The following is a 22,532-nucleotide window of genomic DNA, read 5'->3' as shown; positions in this document are numbered from 1 at the left end:
ATCGGTACGAATGAACTCCTAGAAGAAGCCCAGCTTGTTCTCGTTGTAGCTGACCAGAAGGTTCTTGGTCTGCTGGTAGTGGTCCAGCATCATGGCGTGGTTCTCACGGCCAATGCCTGAGGACTTGTAGCCACCGAAGGCGGCACCTGCCGGATAGGCGTGGTAGTTGTTGATCCAGACGCGGCCGGCCTGGATTTCCCGGCCCGCACGGTAGGCCACGTTGCCGTTGCGCGACCACACGCCGGCGCCGAGCCCATAGAGCGTGTCGTTGGCGATGCCGATTGCGTCGTTGTAGTCGCTGAACTTGGTGACGGACACTACCGGGCCGAAGATCTCCTCCTGGAAGATCCGCATCCGGTTGTGGCCTTCAAAAATGGTGGGCTGGACGTAGTATCCGCCAGCAAGATCGCCGGAGAGCTCCGCCCGGGCACCGCCGGTGAGGACCTTGGCGCCTTCCTGCTTTCCGATGTCGATGTAGGACAGGATCTTCTCCAGCTGATCGTTGGAGGCCTGCGCACCGATCTGGGTGTCAGTGTCCAGCGGGTTGCCCTGGATGATTTTGTTGGTGCGGGCTACGACGTCGGCCATGAAGGAGTCGTAAATGCCTTCCTGAACCAGCGCACGCGACGGGCAGGTGCACACTTCGCCCTGATTGAAGGCGAAGAGCGTGAAGCCTTCCTGTGCTTTGTCGTAGAACGCATCGTTCTCCGCGGAAACGTCGTCGAAGAAGATGTTCGGGCTCTTGCCGCCAAGCTCCAGAGTGACGGGAATGAGGTTGTTCGAGGCGTACTGGCTAATGAGCCGTCCGGTGGTCGTCTCACCCGTGAAGGCGATCTTGCGGATGCGGGAGCTGGAAGCGAGGGGCTTTCCGGCTTCGACGCCGAACCCGTTGACGACGTTCACCACACCGGCAGGCAGCAGGTCGCCGATGAGTTCCATGAGGACCAAGATGGATGCCGGCGTCTGCTCGGCGGGCTTGAGGACCACGGCATTGCCGGCAGCGAGTGCCGGGGCCAGCTTCCAGACAGCCATGAGGATGGGGAAGTTCCACGGAATGATCTGGCCAACAACGCCCAGCGGTTCTTTGAAGTGGTAAGCCGTAGTGTCATCGTCGAGCTGCGATAGGTGGCCTTCCTGGGCGCGGACGGCGGAGGCGAAGTAGCGGAAGTGGTCAGCTGCCAAAGGAATGTCGGCATTGAGGGTTTCCCGGACCGGCTTGCCGTTGTCCCACGTTTCCGCAACGGCGAGCAGTTCCACGTTCTCGTCAATGCGGTCGGCGATCTTGTTCAGGATCGCGGCGCGCTCGGCGGCAGATGTCTTGCCCCAGGACGGTGCAACCTTGTGCGCTGCGTCGAGGGCGAGTTCGATGTCTTCGGAGGTGCCGCGGGCAACTTCGCAGAAGGCTTTGCCCGTGACGGGTGTGATGTTTTCAAAGTAGGCGCCCTTGACGGGGGCCACCCATTCCCCACCGATCCAGTTCTCGTAACGGTCCTTGAAAGTGACCTTCGAACCCTCTGCACCGGGCTGTGCGTAAACAGTCATTGTTAGCTCCTTTGCTGCGAATCACGGTGGCTGTCGCCATTGATTCGAGCCTAGGAGCGGGGAGGTTGCAGCTACGTTGCAACGGTGTGAGTCGGATCACGCCCGTTGGGTTCAGGCTGTCAGTTCGGTCTCGAGACGCTCAAGATCGGCGACGACGGCGGCCCGCTTGGGTGAGCGCGGCGGCAGCAGCTTGAGCACGGCAAGGCGGAGGTCGACGTCGTACTTCGCCTCGGGCAGCTCAGCGTACTTCAGGAGCGAATCAACGCTGCCATCACTGAGGAGCGCTTCCCGCAACAGGTGCGAAACCCGCTCACGCAACTGCACGACGCCGGGCGCCTCCGATTTCGGCAAGACCGCGCCTTTGTAGATTTCCAGGGCAATCCGGTGCGCGCCGCGCTGCAGGCAGCTGAGCACCTGGCCGGAGTCGGGCAGCAACTCGACAGGCAATCGGTACGGCCGGGATTCGGGAACGGCGCCGGGGCTCAGCTCCTGGACCACCTTACGGAGCCGCACCATTTCTGCGCGAAGGGTCACTGCTGAACCCTCCCCGGGGTATAGCTGCGCGCAGAGGTCATCGGCGGTGAGCCCCTCCGGGTGTATGCCCAGGATGGCGAGGATCTCGCTGTGCCGCGCGGAGAGGGAAACCGTGCGGCCATCGATGCTCAGCAGGGCCTGGTCGCGGCCCAGCAGCTGCAGGCTGTTCCGGTAGAGTGCACCCGCCCCACGCCCGGAAGTGGAGGGCGAGCTCCGGCGTCGGGGGCTTTCCCGTATGGATGCGGCCAGCGTGAGGCGCTCAATCCGCAGCTGCGCCTGGGCGGCCGCAACAGTGGCTTCCACGAGGGACAACGTGTGCGGCGCCACGGCCGTTTCGGTGCCGGTGATGTCAACGACGCCGAGCACGGCGCCGGAATCCGGATCATGGAAGGGAACGGCAGTGCAGCTCCACGGGTGGACCGACCGCTTGAAATGTTCTGCCCCGGAGATCTGAATACTGCGGTCCAAGGCGAGTGCCGTGCCGGGCGCGCTGGTGCCCACCGACGCTTCGGACCAATCCGAGCCCGCCACGAACATCATGCGTTCGGCCCTGCGTTGCATCACCGGGTCGCCGTCAACCCACAGCAGCCGACCAACGTCGTCGCCCACCGCAATGAGAAGTCCGCTGTCATGACTCGGTTGGACCAGCAACTTTTTGATGACCGGCATGATCGCGGCCAAAGGGTGCTGCCGGCGGTATTCCTCAAGCTCGTCACGGTCCATGGCCAAAGGAGCCTCGGCGACGTCGGGGTTGGCCTGCAGACTCGCCGAGCGCTGCCAGGATTCCCGGACCAAACGGCGAAGGCCCACAATGTCCCCGGGGGTCCCCAGCCGCAAAGTGTCCAACCGTTCATGTCCGGCAAGGGCACGCTTCTGGAGCAGTTCCGCGGCTTCACTGCCTGGAACTGGGTGGTGGATCGGATTCCTCATCGAACTCCCCTGGCTGGGCGGCTCATGGGTAGGCGGCACAGTACCGGCCAGTTTAGTTCGGGCGGCGGAGTTTGTGTACAGCTGATGCCCTTAGCGGCCGTCATAAGGGCATCAGCCGTAGAAAAACTATGGTTAGCCGCGGGAGATCTCGATCATTTCCTCGCGCGGAACTACCTTGATGCGCTCGCGGACCACACCGTTGCCGTTTCCTTCGCTGGCAGACCACGCAGCACCAAGGGCGGCCTCATGGGCGTCCAACCGGTTCCAGCCTTCCCACGTGGTGAACTCGATTCCGCGTTCTTCAAGGAGATCGATGATGGCCTGCGGATCCGGGTTTTCAGCGGGAGGCAGCGTGAGCCGGTCTTCGAGGAGGCAGCCGATGGTTTCCAGTGCATCGCCCTTGGTATGACCGATCAGGCCGACAGGTCCACGCTTGATCCAGCCTGTCGCGTAGATTCCCGGCACGGGCTTGCCGTCGGCATCCAGGACGCGGCCGCCGTCGTTCGGGATGACGCCGCGCCGGGCATCGTACGGAAGCTCTTCGAGTGGTGAGCCGTGGTAGCCGATGGCGCGGTAGACGGACTGAACCGGGTACTCGATGAACTCGCCCGTGCCCTTGACGTTGCCGGTGCCATCCAACTGCATGCGTTCGAACTTGATGGCAGAGACCTTGCCCGGTGTCTCCGGCGAGTCCTGGATTTCCACCGGGCTGTGGAGGAAATGCAGGTGGAGGCGGCGCGAGGACGGCTGCTCGGATTCGGCGTGCTCCTCCACCAGCCAGTTGGTCATGGTGTTCACCATGGTCTTGATCTGGTTGTTTGTCTTGATGGCTTCATCTGAGGCCTCATCAAACTCGAAGTCCTCCGGGTACAGCACGATGTCCACGTCGTTGCAGTGGGACAACTCGCGCAGTTCCAGTGGCGTGAACTTGACCTGTGCGGGGCCGCGACGGCCGAACACATGCACGTCGGTCACCGGGGACTTCTTCAGTCCGGCGTACACGTTGTCCGGGATCTCCGTGACGAGCAGTTCCTCTGGGTGTTTAACCAGCATGCGGGCGACATCCAAGGCCACGTTGCCGTTGCCGATCACCGCGATCTCCTTGGCATCAAGCGGCCATTCGCGGGGAACGTCAGGGTGGCCGTCGTACCAAGAGACAAAATCGGCACCGCCGAACGAACCGTTGAGCTCGACGCCAGGGATGTTCAGGGCAGCGTCCTTGATGGCCCCGGTGGAGAAGATCACGGCGTCGTAAAACGCGCGGAAATCGTGGAGGGTCAGGTCCCGGCCGTAGGTTACGTTGCCGAGGAACCGGATGTCACCGCGGTCCAGCACTTTGTGCAGGGCGTTGACGATGCCCTTGATCCGGGGATGGTCTGGGGCCACTCCGTAGCGGATCAGGCCGTACGGCGCCGGGTATGCCTCGAAGAGGTCAATGCTGACCTCCACGTCCCCATCCTTGACCTCGTTGGATTTAGTCAGGATGTCGGCGGCGTAGACGCCCGCCGGACCTGCGCCCACGATGGCAACGCGAAGCGGACGTTTGGGGGTGGTTGCGGCTGAGTTGGACACCGTGAGCCCTTCCGAAAGCAGTGAGCCACGCCTTATTGGGGCGCGCAGAATCCAATTCTAAATGTCGACCCCCTACGAGGCCGCTTATATGGCAGGAGTCACAGAAATTCCCAGCGGTCCCGCCAATGTTGCGGAATATTGCGCGGTCTGGCGGTGTTGGCGACATTGTGTCGACACCGGAGCAGATCATCGCAACCTCATCCTCTTCAAGCCAGCCAACGACGGCGGCCGGCGGGGGCGGCGGTGGAGGAACCGGCGTCGGACGTACCGGCGTTACCGGTCACCCGGGCGGGAAGCTCCGCACTGGCAAGCCCGTGCGGAGCGATTCGACGGCGGGCATCCTGTTCGGCATCGGCGCGTACGGTTTGTGGGGACTGCTTCCCCTGTACTTCTTTGTGCTCCAGCCCGCCGGTGCGATCGAGATCGTGGCGAACCGGGTTGTGTGGTCACTGCTCTTCTGCGCCTTGCTGATCACCATCACCCGGGCATGGAGAGTCTTCGGTGCAGCATTGAAGGACCGTTCCGTCTTTGGCCCGTTGGCCTTGGCCGCCGGACTGATCGCCATCAACTGGCTGACCTATACGTTCGGTGTAACCACGGGCCACGCTGTGGAAACGTCCTTGGGGTACTTCATCAACCCGCTGGTCTCGGTGCTGCTGGGCGTCTTCGTCCTCAAGGAGAAATTGCGGCCCCTTCAGTGGGCAGCCGTGGGCATCGGCTTCATCGCGGTGGGTGTCTTGACCTTCTCCTACGGCCAACTTCCTTGGATCGCACTGATCCTTGCTTTCAGCTTTGGCCTGTACGGTTTCGTCAAAAAGCGCGTGGGACCCAAGGTTGATGCCCTCACCAGCCTCTCGGTCGAAACGGTGGTGCTGACCCCGTTTGCGGCCATCACCATGGTGGTCCTGGGTGCCACCGGCGCTGCGACACTTACCACCCTTGGCCCCGGACACTTCTGGCTGCTGTTGGCCTCTGGAGTGATCACGGCGGTGCCTTTGCTGTTCTTCGGTGCCTCGGCCCGCCGGCTGCCCATGACCACCATCGGCCTGCTGCAGTACTTTGCCCCGGTCCTCCAGTTCATCGTGGCGCTGACCGTGTTCAACGAGACCATGACCACCGCCCGCTGGATCGGCTTCTGCGTGGTGTGGTTGGCTTTGGTGCTCCTGACCATCGACATGCTCCGGACCACGCGGAAGAACTCGGCCATGAAGAAGCGGGCACGCTTGGCGGCAGCCGGGGCCTGAGCCAAGCGTGCGCCAGCGAACCGCCGAGCCGCTCACCCCGCCCACCCGCCCACCCGCCCACCTCGAGTTCGCGGGAACGCGGCCAGTTCGCCGGAGCTCTCCGGAGGAATTGGCAGCGTTCCCGCGAAGTCGGCGCCGAGCCTAGTTGAGCACGTCCGGGTTGGGCTCCTTCAGAGACGCAGATCCGTCCAGCGCAGCAAGATCCAGCGCGAATACGAGCGGCCCGGCACGCGAAGTATCGAGCTCCACCTCGAACACTGTGTCCGCCAACCGCTTGAACGGATACGCATCGGAGCCCAACAACCGGATACCGGCCAGGGAATGCCCCGCTGGCAACTGCAGCCGGATCCGACCCGACGCCGGCACCCGCGTGACAATGGCGAACACATCACCGGTGGCACCATGACGGGTGAAGTAGCCCCAGCCCGGATAGTCCCACCCCTCCGCGAAGCCACACCCATGGATCGCTTCCCCGTTCACGCCAAGCCACTCCCCCACTTTGCCGGCGATCGCCGCTTCGGCAGGCTGCATGGAACCATCCCCGCGCGGCCCGAAGTTCAGCAGGAAATTGCCGCCCAGGGAAGTGCAGTGCGCAATCATGTCCACGATGTCGAAAGGATGCTTGAGCGTCGATTGCGCCCACTGTCCTTGGTGGTATCCCCAGCTTGCCTGCGGGATGGTCATGCAGGCTTCCCAATCCCGGCCAGCCACACTGTGATCCCAAGGTTCCGGCAGCCTGCGCTCGTACCCGCTCTCGTAATCGCCCATAAGCAAGCCGTTGGAGTCCACGTGCCGCGCCCCGAAGTCGTCCGCGCGCAGCCGGCTGTTGACCACAACTCCCGGAATCCGCGCCTTCAGCATCCGCTCGACTTCCCAGGTCCACCAGCCGTTGGCCTTCACGGACTCGTCCCACGTGCCGTCGAACCAGAAGCCCTTGACGCTGGGATACCGCTCGGCGAGCTCCTCCAACTGTTTCATCGCGAAGTCGAGGTAGCGCGCAAAAGCCTCGTGGTCGCCGTCGTTCTCCAGGGTGAAGCGCCAGTCCGGGTGCCGCCAGTCCAGCACGGAGTAATAGAAAAACACGTCGATCCCCCGGGCCTCATAAGCCTCGACGAGTTCAGCCAGGACATCGCGGCCGGACGGCGTATTGCCCATATGGAAGTCGGTGTGGGCACTCGGCCACAGGCAGAAGCCGTCGTGGTGCTTGGTGGTGACGGTCATGTACCGCGCCCCGAGTGCCACGGCCGTGTCCGCCCAGCGGCCGGCATCGAAATCCGCCAACGTGAAGTCATTCGCGAGCGCCTCCCAACGCCGCTGCGGAATCTTGGCGACGCGCGGCAGGAACTCGGCCGCGAACTCCACGTCCTCGCCTTCCCAACGTCCGGCCGGCAGGGAATACAGACCCCAATGAATGAACTGGCCTACGCGGTGGCCCCGAAAACGCTGCATCGACGCGTCCTGGCGAGGCTCCGCCCGGCAGGCCCCGTACTTAAGCTCGATCATTTGCCCACCTGCCCGTCCCACGGCACGAACGTTCCCAGGTCAAAGTCGTGCGAAGCCCCGCTGGCCCAAGTGACGGAGACATGAGTACCGGTAACGACGACGGCGGCAGTTGCCTTGAGCGTTTCGGCCGCCGGAACCGATCCACGAGTGAGGGTATGCAGGGCGATGTGCACTGTCTCATCTTCGGTGCGCTGGGTGCTCAGGCTCGGAACCGCGGAGTGTTCTCCCATGGCGTTGGCGCCCGCGTACCGGGTGGTTCCGGCCTCCTGCCAACCGTGTACGGCTGTGACTGCCGCGAACACGTCGCCGTTGCTGACCCACGCGCTGTCTCCGGTCAGGCCGACTTCCCCGGGCTGGAAGCCGGCCACGGCATGACCACCTTCCCGCACGGAGTACTCCGCCGGCCCACGCACCAAGTGGCAGCGAAGCTCATGGATGCCATTCACCACGGACACGGTGGTGACCGCAGTCCCGGGCAGAGTCTTGCCGTACAACTGGGGGATGTGCACGGACCCGCTGACGAGTCCGTGCATGCGGGTGGCGCGCAGGGCACACCGCCGGCTCGCCACGCCGTCGGGCCCTAAGAGGGCAACGTGACCGTCGATGTTGTCCTCCCAGGCCGCACCCGTACCCGGGGCCGTGTGAGTGGAATAGGAAAACTTGGCGTAGTGGGGATCGTCCGGGTCCGGGCCACCACCCACAGGCAGGCCGCAGTGATCGCTGCCATGGTTGGTGAGGCGGACCAGACCGCCGTCTGCGCTAACGGTCCAGCCGACATCGGGCAGAGGCCGCACGACGGCGGGTCCATCCGTGGGTTGGGTCTCCTCCACGTCCCGCCACACCCTGTGCTCCGGCGGCAAGGCCAAGCCCAGGAAGCCAATGCCCGCCAGATACGGGGAGCCGAAACCGCTGTACGCCTGGCACGATCCCGGGTGCTCGTGGTACCAGCCCAGGTTCGGCGGACCGTCCACCCCAACGCCCTTGGCCGTGAAGTTCGCCAACACCCCCGACGCCAAGCGGCGTGTGGCACCCGGCGTCAGGGGGTTCACGCCCGAGATTTCCGCACACCACAGGGAAGCCAGGACGGCCGTGCGGTACGCCAAGGATCGCCCGACGTGCAGCACAGCGCCATCACTGGCGAACATGAGGCTCTGTGTGCCCACAAACTCGCGCAACCGTTCCAGGTGACGGCGGCCTTCGGGAGTGTCCTCCCGGCCGGTCATCTTGTACCAAGCCCACAAATAGGGGTGGATAGCCCACGCGTTGTAGTAGTCGATCGAGTGCTCAGGACCGTCCGTGTACCAGCCATCGCCCAGATACCAAGACTCCACACGGGCCACATTCCTGGCACCCGTACAGCCCGAAACGTCCTCACCCACAGACCGCAGGAACCCCTCAGCCATTGCCGGGAACAGCTGCCAGTTATTCCCCCACACCTCAAGCCGGGCGTGGTGCCGCAACCAGTCAGCAAGCTGCTTCTTCTCCCCCGCGGCCAGCGGCTCCCACAACCACTCCCTTGCGATGTAGAGCGAGAAGGCGATGTTCGCTGCCTCCACGATCGAGTTGGTCACGCCCAACAACGGCGACTTGCACGTAACACCCAACGGCCACCGCTCCGCACCCTCAGGATCGGTTCCAGCCAGCAGCGCTTCCCGGTACCAAGCCGCCAGTCCCAGCCGATCCTGCCCGCCAGCACCGGCGATCCTGGGAGCCGCCATCAGCAGGCTCCGTCCGATCGTCTCCATTCCTTCCCGGCGCTCGCCGTCGCGGGTTACGTGACCCGGGAGCCTCGGACTGGCCTTGAGCGGGCTGGAGTACTCACGGATGTGTTCGAGCCAATGGTCGGCGGTGGCTTCCCAGTGGGAACGGGTCCAGCCGGTGAAGGGAGACCGGGCGGGGTCGGGTTCGGGCAACCAGGGCAGCATGGGCAGCTTTGGCAGGGCCGCTGGCAGGGACTGTGTCACGGTGTGGTTCCTTGGTGTTGGACGGACTGGTGTTGGGCGGACTGGGGTTCGGCGGACTGGGGTGGGCGGGCGCGCTACGTGGCCGTTGCTACTTGGCCAGTGCCGATTCGTATTCGCCGCGGATAGCGTCTCCGCCGTTCTTCTTCCAGTCAGCCACGGCGCTCTTGAGCGCGTCCATGGTGCCACGGCCGGCGATGACGGCGGTGGCGGCGTCGGAAACGGGCTGGCCGAGCTTGGCGCCCTTGCTGGCGTTGGTGGGGCTGAACAAGGTGCCGCACGGGTCTTCGACGCCCAAGGGAATGAGCTTGGAGTAGGCGTTGTGCATGACGTCCACAATGTCCTTGTTGCTGGGGTCGTAGACCACCTGTTGCGGTGCGGCCAGGTACTTCCACGGAACTGCGTTGTCCAGCAGCGCACGCTCGGTCACCACGGGATTGCCATCCGAATCCAGGGTGTAGTCCGCGCCCTCGGCACCGTAGTTGAGCAGCAAATACTCCTCGCTGCCAAAAGGTGCCGCCAGGAAGTTGGCCACCGACAAGACTTCCTTGAGCTTGGCTTCGTCGGCCTTCTTCAGCATGACCGTGCCGAACGTGATGTTGTCCAGCCAGGTCTGTGCCTTTCCGCCATCGTGGCCCACCGGAATGAACGGCACTGCTTTGTTGGCCTTGTTTGCCGCGGGGATGCTGCGGCCGTAACCCGTGGGGCCGATGTACGCCGGGAGTCCGTCGTAGATCATGGCCACCTTGCCGGAGATGAAGGAGTTCACCATCTGTGACTTCGTCCAGCCCTCGGAGCCCGGGACATAGAGGCCGTCCTTGTAGAGCTTGGCGGCGAATTCGATCGCTGCAAGGTATTCGTCGGTCTCGAACGCCCTGGTGAGTTTGCCGCCGTCGTTCTTCCAGACGTTCGGCGTGCGGAACATGTGGTGGAGCATCGTCAGCCCAAACTTGGTGCTGCCCAACGCCCACTGGTTGTTGGCCGGGTTGGTGAGCTCCTTGGCCACGCGGTAGAAATCGTCCTTGTCCTTGATGTCCTCGGTGGGGGTGATGCCCACCTTCTCCAGCAGGGTCTGGTTCACGAAGCCGGAGCCACCCGTCAGGTTGCGCGGGATGGGCAGCGAATACAGCTTGCCGGCCTGGACAGTCTGCTTCCAGAACACCTCCGGGATGGCGGCCAGGTTGGGGTAGTCCTTGATCTTGTCTCCGCCCAGGAGCGGCGTCAGGTCGGCACACTTTGCCTGCAGGAATTCCACGATGTTGGGCACTGCGGCGCCGTCGTTAAGCATGAGGTCCGGCAGCTCACCACCAGCGATGATGGTGTTGAACTTGGTGGCGTAGTCATCAGAGGAGACCGAGGTGATCTCTACCTGTCCGCCCAGGCGGGCTTCGATGGCTTGCCAGGCCGGGTTGTCGGCCCGTGCGTTGGGAGCGGTGCCGAAAAGGTTGGTGATGGCTGTGATCTTGCCGCCCTTGAGCGCCGCATCCTGCACACTGCGGAACGGCGCAGGGTACTTGTAGAACGCCGACGGCACTCCTTGCGCCGTGCCGGGGATATCTGCGGCGGCTGCTTTGAGGGGAACGTGCGTGGGCAGCAGCGCCTCGCTGGCGTTGGAGGCCACGTTGGTGGTCCGTTGGCCGCAACCGGCCAAGGCGCCGCCGCCCAAGAGCGCAAGCGCGCCGATGCCTGCTACGGAGAGGAAGTTCCGGCGGCTGGGGCCGGCAGAGGGTACTGCGTTCATGGTGCTTCCCTTTCGAGAGTGGAGAGTTTGATTAGCCTTTGATGGCGCCTGTGAGGACGCCCTTGGTGAAGTAGCGCTGGAGGAACGGGAAGACGATCACGATCGGAATCAGGGAAATCACGACGACGGCCATTTGGATCGCTTGGGACGGCACCGCAATCTCGGCTACTGCGGAATCGCCCATGGGCTGACCGAGCAGGACATATTGGCGCAGGATCATGGAGAGCGGCCATTTGTCGTCGTTCAGGTAGAGCATCGCGTTGAAGAATGCGTTCCAGTAACCCACCGCGTAGAAGAGTCCGACGACGGCCAGCACACCCCGCGAGAGTGGCAGCACCATCTGGACCAGGATGCGAAAGTCCCCGGCGCCGTCGATCTTTGCTGCCTCGAACAGTTCCTGCGGGAGGTTCATGAAGAAGGATCGGACCACCACCAGGTTGAACGCGCTCATCAGGGTGGGCAATACCAAGGCCGCGTAGCTGTCCAGCAGGCCGAGCTCTTTGACCATGAGGAAGCTGGGGATGATGCCGGGGCTGAAGAGCATGGTGAACAGGGCAGTCATGAGGAAGAACCGTCCGCCCACGAGGTCCCGCCTGGTCAGTCCATAGGCCATGGCGACCGTGACAATCAGTGACAGGGCCGTGCCGATGGTGGTGATGAGGAGTGATCGGACCAAGGCGTCTGTCACTACCCCACCCGCGAAAATGGTCTGGTAGGCAGCGAACGTGGGCTCCTTGGGGAAGAGGACAAGTCCGTTGTTGTTGGCGATTTCGCTTTGGCTGGAGAGGCTCGTGGCGAGGACTGCAAGCAATGGGTACAGGGCCAGGAAGCAAATGACCACCAGGGCGATGGCCTTGGAAATCTGCAGGGCCGGCTTCGGCTTTTCCATCCAGACGGGGCGGGAGTCGGTGCCCTTCAGGCGGCGGCCCAGGCCGGCCACCAGCGTGCTACTTTGACTTGCCATTGGAATAGACACCTTCCTGTCCAAAGAGATGGGCGAGCTTGTTGGCGCCGAGCACCAGGATCAGGCCGACGATGCCCTTCACGAGTCCAACCGCCGCAGCCGGACCCCATTGACCGTCCTGGATGCCGTGGAAGTACACATAGGTATCCAGCACTTCGCCGGCGCCGGGTCCCACGTTGTCGCGCTGCAGGACGATTTGTTCGAAGCCGACGGACAGGATGCTGCCGAGGTTGAGGATCAGCAGCAGCACAATCACCGGCATGATGCCCGGGAGCGTAATGTGCCAGAGCCGGTGCCTGGCGTTTGCTCCATCCACTGCCGCGGCCTCGTAAAGTTCCTGGTCCACGTTCATGAGGGCGGCCAGGAAGATGATGGTGCCCCACCCTGCGTCCTTCCAAATGGACTGGATGGTGACCAGGAAGGGGAAGAACTCCGGCGTGGTCATGGCGTCGAAGCGCGGTAGGCCAAGGTTTTCCAGCAGGTGCGGAACAGCTCCGGTAGCGCCCAAGACCTCGGAGAAGACCGCCACGATGATCACCCATCCGATGAAATGCGGCAGATAGACCACGCTCTGCACGAACTTCCGGATTTTGTTGGACACGATGCTGTTGAGCAACAGTGCCAAGCAGATGGGAACCGGGAAGAAGAGGGCCAGCTGGAGCCCCGTGATCACCAGTGTGTTGCGGAGGGCTTCCCAGAAGGCACCGTCCTGGAACATTGCCGCGAAGTTGTCCAGCCCCACCCACACGCTGTCCACAAAACCGAGGTACGGCTTGTAATCAAGGAACGCGATCACGTTCCCGGCGAGCGGGATGTAGTGGAACACCACGAAATACAGGAAGCCCGGCGCGATCAGCAGCAACATGACCTTGTCGCGTCGGATCCTCGCCATCAGGCTTTTCTTGCGTGCCTGCCCGGCGCCAGGTCCGGCAGATGGGCGACCCCGACGGCGACCTTCCGCCACCGGGGCCAGGCGGCCGACGTCGGGCGTCGCCTCGGGCGTGAGTGTCTGGCTGTTGCTGCTCATGTATTTCCTCTGTCTGCGCCGGTTCCGGCGATCGTGGAGTGGCCCGGCGCTTCCCGCGCTCTATGGCTGAAATAGTAAGCGTTTACTATGGGGATCAAGGTACCCAGTAGAATTGTGTGATGTCAACAACATGCACAATTCCTTTCATTCATTGAATCTTCTGGATTGACAGCGCTTCTGAGCCGCCCCTAGTCTGACTTTCGATAGCAAACGCTTTCTATAGTTTTCGCAACGACGAACCGGATGGAACCAGTAGTGACCACCAAACTCCAGCAAGCCGGCACCATGAAGGCTGCGTTCGTGATGGGCAGCAGGAACCTGCCCACTCTGTTCAGCCCTGAGGACCTTGCCCGGCTGCGTGGGATGGTTCATTTACTGGATCCGCGGCCCGTTGCTGATTTCTCCGCGCCGGGCGCGCTGGAACGGCTCGCCGACGCCGAACTCCTCATCACAGGCTGGGGCGCCCCCACCATCGACTCCCCCGTGTTGGACCAACTGCCGCGGCTGCGCTGCATTGTCCACGCGGCAGGAACCGTCAAGACATTCCTCTCCCCCGAGGTCTACGAACGCGGAATCCAGGTATCGTCCTCGGCCGCTGCCAACGCTGTGCCCGTGGCCGAGTTCACGTTCGCCGCGATCGTCATGGGCCTCAAACGAGCCCGGCGGTTCAGCGAACAGTTGCGCACCACAGGGGCGTCCCGAAACGCCGCCGGATTCCCTGCCATCGGGACCAACGGCGTCACCATCGGCCTGGTAGGCGCCTCGCGGGTCGGCCGCCTGGTCGTCGGCCTGCTCAAGAACCTCGACGCAAGGGTACTGGTCTACGATCCCTACCTCACCGCCGTCGAGGCTTCAGCGCTGGGCGTGGAAACCGTGGGGCTGGACCAACTGTGCGAGCTGTCCAACGTCGTGAGCGTCCATGCCCCGGACATCCCTGAGACGCGGGGCATCATCGGTGCCCGGCAACTGCGCCTCATGAAAGACGGAACGCTCCTTATCAACACCGCTCGCGGCGCGCTGATCGATGCCCCGGCACTCACGGCCGAGCTCGTTTCCGGGCGGCTTGACGCGTATCTTGACGTCACAGTTCCAGAGCCCTTGCCCGCCGACTCCGTCCTGCACACGCTGCCCAATGTGGTGCTGACTCCCCATATTGCGGGGGCGATGGGCAACGAAATCCACCGACTGGGCAGCCACGCCGTCATGGAAGTCCGCCGATTGAGTGAGGGCTTGCCCTTGGCTTATCCAGTATTGGCCGCGGATCTTGCGAGAATCGCCTAGTGACTGAGAACAGCTCCCCCACAGATCCGAGCCATGCCCGCGGCGGCAGCGGCGCCACTATTGCCGACGTCGCCAGGGCTGCGGGCGTTTCGGTGGCCACCGTTTCGCGGGCCCTGAGCGGCAACTACCCGGTGGCGAAGGCCACCCGCGAGCGAATCTTCCGCTCCGTGACGGATCTGGGGTACGTTGCCAACGCCCATGCCAGGGCGTTGGCCGGCGCCACCACGCGGACCGTGGGCATCATCATCAACGACGTCGCCGACCCCTTTTTCGCGTACATTGCCCGCGGCGTGGAGCGGCAGGCGAGCGCCGAAGGGCGCCTCTGCCTCATCACTGCCACCCACGGCGACAAGGAACGTGAACTCGCCTTGGTGGACCTCATGCGAGAGCAGCGGACTGACGCCGTGATCGTCGTGGGCGGCGCCTCTGACGACCCCCGCTATCGAAAGCAAATGGCGGACCGGGCCCGCGCCCTCGCCGCTGCCGGTTCGTCGCTGGTCCTCTGCGGCCGCCCGTCGCTGGGGGCCGGAGTGCCCACCAAGATGGTCACTTACGACAATGAGGGCGGCGCCTTTGCCATCACCGACTACCTCATCTCCCAAGGGCACCGCAGAATCCTCTACGTCGGCGGACCCCGCGATTTCTCGACGACGGCGTCGCGGCTGGCAGGGTTCTACCGCGCCTTGGATGCACGCGGGATTGAGCGGGATCCGGCGCTGGTGCATGAGGGCGCCTTTGGCCGAGGCTTTGGCTACAGCCGGATGCGCGAACTGCTGGACCAGGACTTGGGGTTCACTGCCGTCTTCGGCGCCAACGATCTGGTGGCCGCCGGAATCCTGGAAGCGCTTGAGGAGCGCGGCATCCGTGTCCCGCAGGACATCTCGGTTGTGGGGTACGACGACGTGCCGGTCGCCAGCGAGCTTCGGCCCCGTCTCACCACGGTCCGGGTACCCCTTGAGGAACTCGGACGCGAGGCTGTCCGATTGGCACTGGCCCAGTCACCTCACGACGCCGGAGCCACCTCTGACAACACCCTCACCGTGGGTACCCACATCGTCATCCGGGACTCGGTGTCACCTCCCCACAGGCTTTGAGCACTTCTGTTCACTTCTGTTGAGGGGCCCGGGAACCGGACATAAGGTTGCGGAAACCATCCGCCACCACGTCCACCACAACCTGCCGGAAACAGTTTTGAACGGAGTAGTTTTGAACGCTATTGGACCCACTATGAGCCGCAGGACCCTCTTCCGCGCCGTCGGCGCAGCCACCCTCGCCGGTGCTCTTCTTTCCCAAGCCGGGCCGTCTTTTGCTGCCTCCGAGAGCGAGCTGCAGGCGCTGGTCGAGCGCAGGCGGCTTGTCCTGACCGGCGGCCAGAGCGCTGAGGGGATCCCGGAGCTCGCGGCACAACTCGAGGGCATGGGCCAAACCGCACAGAAGTGGTGGAGTGCCATGGACAAGGCCCCGGTCCGGACCTCGCTGTGGAGCGACCTTCCCCTGACAGGCATTGGACAGTCCACTGCAGCAACAGGCAACATGGGCCTCCACTTCAACCGCCTCTATGACATGGCGCTGGGTTACGCCGTCCCTGGCAACCCTTATGCTGGTAACCCTGAGTTGGCCGCTGACATCGTGGCCGGCCTGCAGCTCCTCAGCGACACCGCGTACAAGCCAGGCATGCGCGCCGCTGGCAACTGGTGGTTCTGGGAAATCGGCGTCCCCCGCAAAACCGTGGACATCCTGACGCTCCTGCATGCCGAAGTTCCCGCGGCCCTGCGCACATCCTTGCTGGCTGCCGTCCGCTGGTTTGCTCCCAACCCGAATTGGCGCGGCCGTGCTACATCCTTTGCCGAGACCGGCGCCAACCGCGTGGATAAGTCCTTGGCCTGCTGCATGCGCGGCATTCTGGATAACAACGCTGACGAGATCGCCCTTGGCAGGGATGCCTTGAGCGACACCGTCCGCGGCGGAATCAACAGTGTTTTCACCTACGTCACCGCTGGCGACGGCTTTTACACCGACGGATCTTTTGTGCAGCACGGCTACCTGCCCTATGCCGGAACCTACGGCGTGGTGGCACTGGCCGGCATTGCAGAGATCATCGCGATGCTCGGCGGAAGTCCATGGGCAGTGACAGATCCGCAACGTTCCGTGCTCCTTGATGCCGTGGAGGACACCTACGCCCCGTTCGTGTGGGACGGCCGGATCATGGACACCGTCCGCGGCCGCGCTGTTTCCCGGCAACGCGAGCCGGACTATGTCAGTGGCTTCGGACTGATCTCAGCTGTCCTGCTGTTGGCGCCCGGGTGCGAAGAACCCTACCGGTCCCGTTTCCTGGCCTTGGCGAAGGGCTGGCTGGAGCGCTGCGCGGACCAGAAACTCGTGGGGCACCCAACGCAGAGCCTGGCAAAGTCGTTGCTGTCCCTGGGTGTCTTGTCCGACGCCTCTGTTGTTGCTGCGCCGGCACCCGAATACAGTCGCATGTTCGCTGACCAGGACAGGCTGGTCCACCACCGCCCGCAGTGGGGCTGCACTGTAAACCTCTCGTCAAAGAGGATCGGCCGCTACGAATGGGGAAACAGCGAGAACAACCTCGGCTGGTACCAAGGCGATGGCATGACTTTCGTTTATACGCGGCAAGACCCTTCGCAGTTCAGCGCCGACTTCTGGCCCACCGTGGACCCGTATGGCCTTCCCGGAACCACCGTGAACGACCAGACCCGGGCCAGTGGAGCCGGCGGCGCGGGAACCGGCATCCCGCGCGCGTTCCAAGCCTTCGCCGGCGGGCTCACGGTAGATGGGCGCTGGGGTGTCATCGGCATGGACCACCTCAACCACAACAAGACAGTGTCCGGACGCAAATCATGGTTCTTCCTGGACGACGCCGTGGTCTGCCTGGGCGCAGGCATCACCGGCACAGGTGGTGCCTCGGTTCAGACCACTCTTGAGAACAGGTCCTTTGCTGCGGGTTCAGTGCCTTCCTTGCGGACGGATTCCCGGAACCGTTCCTTGGCTCCGGGGGACGCCGCAGTGACCGTTCAGAGGTCGGTCCACATCGAAGGGCATGGCGGCTACGTCTTCCTGGAAGCGCCGGGCGTCTCCGGTTCTCCGGAAGTGGCGGTGATCCGCCGGACCGGAAGCTGGTACGACGTCAACTCCGGAGCAGACACGGGAGGGACTACCGACCCGGTCACCAGGGATTACGTGACCATCACGCACCGCCACGGAGTGGATCCTGTGGGAGCCGGCTACGCCTACGTGGTCCTGCCCGCTGCCAGCCACGACACCACGTTCTCGCAGTCAGCCAACCCCGATGTCAAGGTGCTGGCCAACTCGGCGGACGTCCAAATGGTGGAGGTCGGCAAGGACAAGCTGGTGCTGGGCAACTTCTTCGCAGCTGGCAGTGTTGCGGGCTACGCGGTCTCAGGGCCTTGCACCGTTGCCCTGCGCCAAACCGGCGACACGCTGGCCGTGTCCGTGGCAGATCCATCACGGACACAGTCCTCTGTGCGGATCACGCTCGCCGGCTCCGCGTGGGGCACCCTCGTGGATTCCGATGCCGGAGTGGCGTTGGTCAGCGCTGATCCCCTGGTCATCGACGTCCAACTCGACGGACACGGCCACCAGAAAAACCTGACCTTGGGCACCTAGGCGGGCTCCGCCGTCGTGCGTTCAGTTCGCCGACGCCGACGGCGTTAAGCACCAAGGAGGGCCGGGGAAAACCCCGACCCTCCTCCTGCGTTACAGCGAGAAAAAGCTTACGCGTTGGCCTTGATCGCTGCGGCGAGAACCTCGAGGCCATCGATGAGCAGCTCGTCGCTGATGACCAGCGGCGGGAGCAGGCGGATCACGTTGCCGTACGTACCGCAGGTCAGGATGATGACACCTTCCTGCAGGCAAGCGGCGGCAACGGCCTTGGTGAGCTCGGCGTTCGGCTCCTTGGAACCGGCCTGAACGAGCTCGATGGCCAGCATGGCGCCACGGCCACGGATGTCGCCAACCACGGAACGCCCGCCTGCGGAAAGCTCAGCAGCGAGTTCGCGGAGCTTGCCCACGGCGAGCTCTTCGATGTGGCGGGCACGGCCGTTGAGGTCGTGCTGCTCCATGGTGTCGATGGCGGCGAGGGCTGCTGCACAAGCAACCGGGTTGCCACCGTAGGTGCCGCCAAGGCCACCCGGGTGAACGGCGTCGAGCAGGTCAGCGCGGCCCGTGATCGCGGACAGCGGGAGGCCACCGGCGATGCCCTTGGCCATGGTGATGATGTCCGGGACAACACCTTCGTGGTCAACGGCGAACCATTCGCCGGTGCGGCAGAAGCCTGACTGGACCTCGTCGGCGATGAAGACGATGCCCTTTTCCTTGGCCCATGCGGACAGTGCCGGGAGGAAGCCTTCGGCCGGGACGATGAAGCCACCCTCACCCTGGATGGGCTCGATGATGATCGCGGCAACCTGGTCGCCACCGATCTGCTTCTCGATCATGGTGATGGCGCGCTTGGCGGCCTCGGCACCGGTGATCTCCGGGTTCTCTTCCCGGAACGGGTAGCTCATGGGCATGCGGTAGACCTCGGGCGCGAACGGGCCGAAGTTGGTCTTGTACGGCATGGCCTTGGCGGTGAGTGCCATGGTGAGGTTGGTGCGGCCGTGGTAAGCGTGGTCGAAAGCAACCACGGCGTCGCGGCCGGTGGCCAGACGGGCAACCTTGACGGCGTTCTCTACAGCTTCAGCGCCGGAGTTGAACAGCACGGTGCGCTTGGCGTGGTCGCCCGGAGTGAGGCGGTTCAGCTGCTCGGCAACTGCAACGTAGCCCTCGTAGGGGGTGACCATGAAACAGGTGTGCGTGAAGTGCGCGGCAGCTTCCTGGACGGCGGCGACGACGGCGGGGTCGGACGCGCCGACGCTCGTCACGGCGATGCCGGAGCCGAGGTCAATGAAGGAGTTTCCGTCGACGTCGCGGATGATGCCGCCGTCGGCGTCTTCAACGTAAACGGGGACGCCGGAGGCGACGCCGGCAGCAACGACGGCGGAGCGGCGCTCGGCCAGTGCCTGCGACTTGGGGCCGGGGAAGGCACCGTTGATGTTGCGCTTCTGCTCGATGCGGTACGAGAGTTCGTTCGCGGTAGTGGTCATGGGGTGATTGCCTTTCTGGGAAGCCAGGGGTAGAGGATTACGCGACTGCGTTATGCAGCGGTGTTATGCAACTGGGTTATGCATCCAATGCACTCATCACGTGCTTGATGCGCGTGTAGTCCTCGACGCCGTACATGGAGAGGTCCTTGCCGTAGCCGGACTGCTTGAAGCCGCCGTGCGGCATTTCGGCCGTCAGCAGGATGTGTGTGTTGATCCAGACCGCACCGAAGTCCAGGTCGCGGCTCATGCGCATGGCCGTGCCGTGGTCGGTGGTCCAAACGCTGGAGGCCAAGGCGTATTCGACGTCGTTGGCCAGCTCGAGTGCTTCGGCTTCGGAGCTGAATTTCTGCACGGTAATGACCGGGCCGAAGGTTTCCTTCTGCACGATGTCATCGCTCTGCTTGGCACCGGTGATGATGGTGGGCTCGAAGAAGAAGCCCTTCTCGCCTGCACGGTGGCCGCCGGTCTCGATCTTGCAGTTGGCCGGGAGGTGCTCCACCACCGAGGTGACGGCGTTGAAGTGGTTCACGTTGTTAAGCGGACCGAAGTAGTTGTCTTCGTCATTCTGCGAACCGGTGTGCAGGGTCTTGGTGTGCTCAACCATGGCAGCCACGACGTCGTCATGGACCGAGTCCTCGATCAGCACGCGGGTGATCGCGGTGCAGTCCTGGCCGGCGTTGAAGAAGGCGAACTCGGCGATGGCCGCGGCGCTCTTCTTGATGTCGGCGTCCTTGAAGACGATTGCCGGGGCCTTGCCCCCGAGCTCCAGGTGGGCCCGCTTGAGGCCCTTGGCCGCACCGCTCGCAACGGCAATGCCGGCGCGGACGGAACCGGTGATGGAGACCAGGCCAGGGACCTTGTGCTCCACCATCATGGAACCGGTCTCGCCGGTGCCGAGGACTACGTTGAGGACGCCGGCCGGGAAGATTTCCCCCGCGAGACGTGCCAGCACAAGGGTGGATTCCGGAGTGGTGTCGGAGGGCTTCAGGACCACCGTGTTGCCGGCAGCCAAAGCGGGGCCGATCTTCCAGATGGCCATGAGGAACGGGTAGTTCCAGGGAGCAACCTGGGCCACGACGCCGATCGGTTCGCGGCGCACGTAGGAAGTGTGTCCCTCGAAGTACTCGCCCGCGGACTTGCCTTCCATGAGGCGTGCGGCACCGGCGAAGAAGCGGAGCTGGTCGGCGCCGGCAGCAACTTCCTCGGACGCAATGAGGGAGCGGACCTGGCCGGTGTTGCGGTGCTGCGCTTCAACGAGTTCGTCGCTGTTGGCCTCTACGGCGTCGGCGAGCTTGAGGAGCATGAGCTGACGCTGGCCCGGTGTGGCGTGCTTCCACGTCTTGAAGGCCTCGTTGGCTGCGGTCATCGCGGCGTCCACGTCGGCCTGCACCGAAATGGGGGACTTGGCAACGATGTCCCCGGTGGCCGGGTTCACGATGTCGAGAAGACCCGTACCTGCCGGTGTGACGAATTCGCCATTGATGAAGTTCTGCAAGGTTTGAACCACGGTGTGCAACCCTCTTTCGGTGTGTCTGGACGTGGGTTTCGGCTGATCAGAGCCTATGCCAGGGAGGGGGTCCAAGGAATAGTCAGCTGCACACAGACGCCCACCTCTCTTAGTGCGGTTGACCAGCGCGGGGTTATCCTTTTCAGCATGGCCATGTCCCTCGCTTCGCTCGTCGCTGTCCCGTCCCTGAAACTCCGCAAAACCGGTCTCGCTGAAACCACGTGGAACCAGGACATCAGTTGGGTTGCCGTGACGGAGCTGGAAGATCCCCAGCGCTTCCTCAGCGGTGGCGAACTGGTCCTGACCACGGGATTGCGGCTCAAGAGTGCAGCCGACCAGCGCCGCTTCGTCCGGCAGGCTCAACGCGCCGGGGCTGTGGGCATTGGATTTGGCATTGGACTCACGCACGAAGCGGTTCCGGATGCGCTCATTGCCGAGGCCAACCGCTGGGGCCTGCCCTTGGTGGAGGTGCCCTACGAGATTCCGTTCATCGCCATCGGAAAACTCGTGGCGGAGTCGCACTCGGCAGACCACTATTCCAATCTGGAACGACTTCTCGCGGGCCACCAGATTCTGGCCCGGGCCCTGCTGACCGGTGGCGGGCTGGGCGAACTCCTCAAGCAGCTGGGCAGCATGCTGCGCACCGACGTGGTCCTCACGCAGTTCAGCGCGCAGCTCTACAACAGCGTGGCGGGCAACCCGGCACCGACGGCGGATGGCTGGGCTTCGTACCCGATTCCCACCGGCCGCAGGGATGCGTGCACATTGTGGCTTCGGCAACCGTTCGTCGATTCCGGAATTGTCAGCTATGCCCAGAACCTGATCAGCGTGGAGCTCAACAACATGGTCAAGCAGCGCCAGGCGCAGCGCGCCATGGCCGGCCAAGTGTTGGACGACGTCATCCACGGCACCCTTGAAACCATTGAGGCCGCTCGCCGCCTGGCCGGTGTGGGCATCAACAGCACCCGGAAGAACGTGGTGCTGGTTGCCGAATCCGCGGCCCACCACAAACAACTGATCAGCATCTCGCTGCCGCAGGCACTGGAAGCCGGTGTCAGCGCCGTGGTCGGGAAGGACCTGGTCACGGTGGTGAGCGACGACGGCAGCTCCGCCACGGCCCTCGCCAAGAGCCTCAGCGATCATCTGCTGGAGGCCGGAATCCACGCCGTGATCGGGATTGGCGGCGCCTACACCAAGCCGAACGGCCTGCGCTGGAGCTACTTTGAAGCGCGCGACGCCGTGGCGCACGGATTGCCGGTCAACGAACCGGAACGCCTGAGCCTCACGTCACTGTTGCTTGCGAGCGAGGACGTTCCCCTGGCCGACATGGCGAGCGAATCACTGACGCCGCTGCGAAAGTTCGACGCCGCCCACGGGGCCGAGCTGGTGACAACCCTGGAGAGCTACTTGAACCACAATGGCTCCGTGGCCGCCGTCGCCGAAGCCCTCACGCTGCACCGCAATACCGTGCGCTACCGCCTGGCTCAGATCACCGAGCTCACTGGCTACGACCCCTCCCAGACGCAGGACCGCGTGCAGTTGTGGCTCGCGCTGGCGGTGCAGCGGCTGGGTTCACGAAACCCCAGGTAAGCGCCCAGCA

At 63.9% G+C, this 22,532-nt stretch carries 15 protein-coding genes; 5 read left to right on the top strand and 10 right to left on the bottom strand.

From position 1 onward, the window contains the following. Positions 1-18: 18 nt before the first annotated feature. From ACIQC5_RS01465 to ACIQC5_RS01455, 3 genes are all read right to left on the bottom strand, one after another. A complete protein-coding gene (locus tag ACIQC5_RS01465) occupies positions 19-1,542 on the bottom strand; it encodes an aldehyde dehydrogenase family protein (RefSeq protein ID WP_400277922.1) in 1,524 nt (507 codons plus the stop codon). 111 nt (positions 1,543-1,653) lie between these two features. Beyond that, complete coding sequence (locus ACIQC5_RS01460) at positions 1,654-3,006, bottom strand: GAF domain-containing protein (protein ID WP_400277920.1); 1,353 nt, start codon at positions 3,004-3,006, stop codon at positions 1,654-1,656. Positions 3,007-3,138: 132 nt separating this feature from the next. Next, on the bottom strand, positions 3,139-4,578 hold the full coding sequence (locus tag ACIQC5_RS01455; protein WP_400277919.1) for an FAD-dependent oxidoreductase: 1,440 nt from the start codon (positions 4,576-4,578) through the stop codon (positions 3,139-3,141). Between the two features lie 128 nt (positions 4,579-4,706). Here ACIQC5_RS01455 and rarD point away from each other — a divergent pair, with 128 nt between their 5' ends. After that, positions 4,707-5,822 carry an EamA family transporter RarD gene (rarD, locus tag ACIQC5_RS01450; RefSeq protein ID WP_400278670.1) on the top strand — a complete coding sequence of 372 codons (1,116 nt, stop codon included), beginning with the start codon at positions 4,707-4,709 and terminating at the stop codon, positions 5,820-5,822. Positions 5,823-5,963: 141 nt separating this feature from the next. Here rarD and ACIQC5_RS01445 read toward each other — a convergent pair whose 3' ends face one another. From ACIQC5_RS01445 to ACIQC5_RS01425, 5 genes are all read right to left on the bottom strand, one after another. Then, positions 5,964-7,325 carry an alpha-L-fucosidase gene (locus ACIQC5_RS01445; protein ID WP_400277917.1) on the bottom strand — a complete coding sequence of 454 codons (1,362 nt, stop codon included), beginning with the start codon at positions 7,323-7,325 and terminating at the stop codon, positions 5,964-5,966. Further along, entirely contained in the window at positions 7,322-9,289 is a 1,968-nt protein-coding gene (locus ACIQC5_RS01440; RefSeq protein ID WP_400277915.1) for a DUF2264 domain-containing protein, read from the bottom strand. The genes ACIQC5_RS01445 and ACIQC5_RS01440 overlap by 4 nt, the downstream gene beginning before the upstream one ends. Before the next feature lie 88 nt (positions 9,290-9,377). After that, entirely contained in the window at positions 9,378-11,027 is a 1,650-nt protein-coding gene (locus ACIQC5_RS01435) for an extracellular solute-binding protein (protein WP_400277913.1), read from the bottom strand. Positions 11,028-11,058: 31 nt separating this feature from the next. Next, on the bottom strand, positions 11,059-11,991 hold the full coding sequence (locus ACIQC5_RS01430; protein ID WP_400277912.1) for a carbohydrate ABC transporter permease: 933 nt from the start codon (positions 11,989-11,991) through the stop codon (positions 11,059-11,061). Further along, complete coding sequence (locus tag ACIQC5_RS01425; protein ID WP_400277910.1) at positions 11,975-13,018, bottom strand: ABC transporter permease; 1,044 nt, start codon at positions 13,016-13,018, stop codon at positions 11,975-11,977. Before ACIQC5_RS01425 ends, ACIQC5_RS01430 begins: the two co-directional genes overlap by 17 nt. A 255-nt stretch (positions 13,019-13,273) precedes the next feature. On the opposite strand from ACIQC5_RS01425, the gene ACIQC5_RS01420 reads away from it, so the two are divergent. The 3 genes from ACIQC5_RS01420 (at position 13,274) to ACIQC5_RS01410 (ending at position 17,947) form a co-directional block, all read left to right on the top strand. Next, a complete protein-coding gene (locus tag ACIQC5_RS01420; protein WP_400277908.1) occupies positions 13,274-14,299 on the top strand; it encodes a hydroxyacid dehydrogenase in 1,026 nt (341 codons plus the stop codon). Continuing rightward, a complete protein-coding gene (locus tag ACIQC5_RS01415) occupies positions 14,299-15,393 on the top strand; it encodes a LacI family DNA-binding transcriptional regulator (RefSeq protein WP_400277906.1) in 1,095 nt (364 codons plus the stop codon). Before ACIQC5_RS01420 ends, ACIQC5_RS01415 begins: the two co-directional genes overlap by 1 nt. 133 nt (positions 15,394-15,526) lie before the next feature. Beyond that, entirely contained in the window at positions 15,527-17,947 is a 2,421-nt protein-coding gene (locus ACIQC5_RS01410; protein ID WP_400277905.1) for a polysaccharide lyase 8 family protein, read from the top strand. A gap of 107 nt (positions 17,948-18,054) precedes the next feature. Here the strand turns inward: ACIQC5_RS01410 and gabT are convergent, their stop codons facing one another. Together gabT and ACIQC5_RS01400 are read right to left on the bottom strand one after the other, a co-directional pair. Beyond that, positions 18,055-19,425 (bottom strand): 4-aminobutyrate--2-oxoglutarate transaminase, encoded by a 1,371-nt coding sequence (gene gabT, locus ACIQC5_RS01405; RefSeq protein WP_400277903.1) that lies wholly within the window; start codon positions 19,423-19,425, stop codon positions 18,055-18,057. Positions 19,426-19,501: 76 nt separating this feature from the next. Further along, positions 19,502-20,932 carry a gamma-aminobutyraldehyde dehydrogenase gene (locus tag ACIQC5_RS01400; RefSeq protein WP_400277901.1) on the bottom strand — a complete coding sequence of 477 codons (1,431 nt, stop codon included), beginning with the start codon at positions 20,930-20,932 and terminating at the stop codon, positions 19,502-19,504. Positions 20,933-21,079: 147 nt separating this feature from the next. On the opposite strand from ACIQC5_RS01400, the gene ACIQC5_RS01395 reads away from it, so the two are divergent. Continuing rightward, positions 21,080-22,522, top strand: coding sequence for a PucR family transcriptional regulator (locus ACIQC5_RS01395; protein WP_400277900.1), 1,443 nt, complete (start codon positions 21,080-21,082; stop codon positions 22,520-22,522). The last annotated feature ends 10 nt before the right edge of the window (positions 22,523-22,532 follow it).

This window comes from Paenarthrobacter sp. NPDC092416, assembly GCF_044755025.1.
GTDB lineage: Bacteria > Actinomycetota > Actinomycetes > Actinomycetales > Micrococcaceae > Arthrobacter.
The sequence above is the reverse complement of the archived record's forward strand: the minus strand, read 5'-3'. Positions and strand labels throughout refer to the sequence as shown.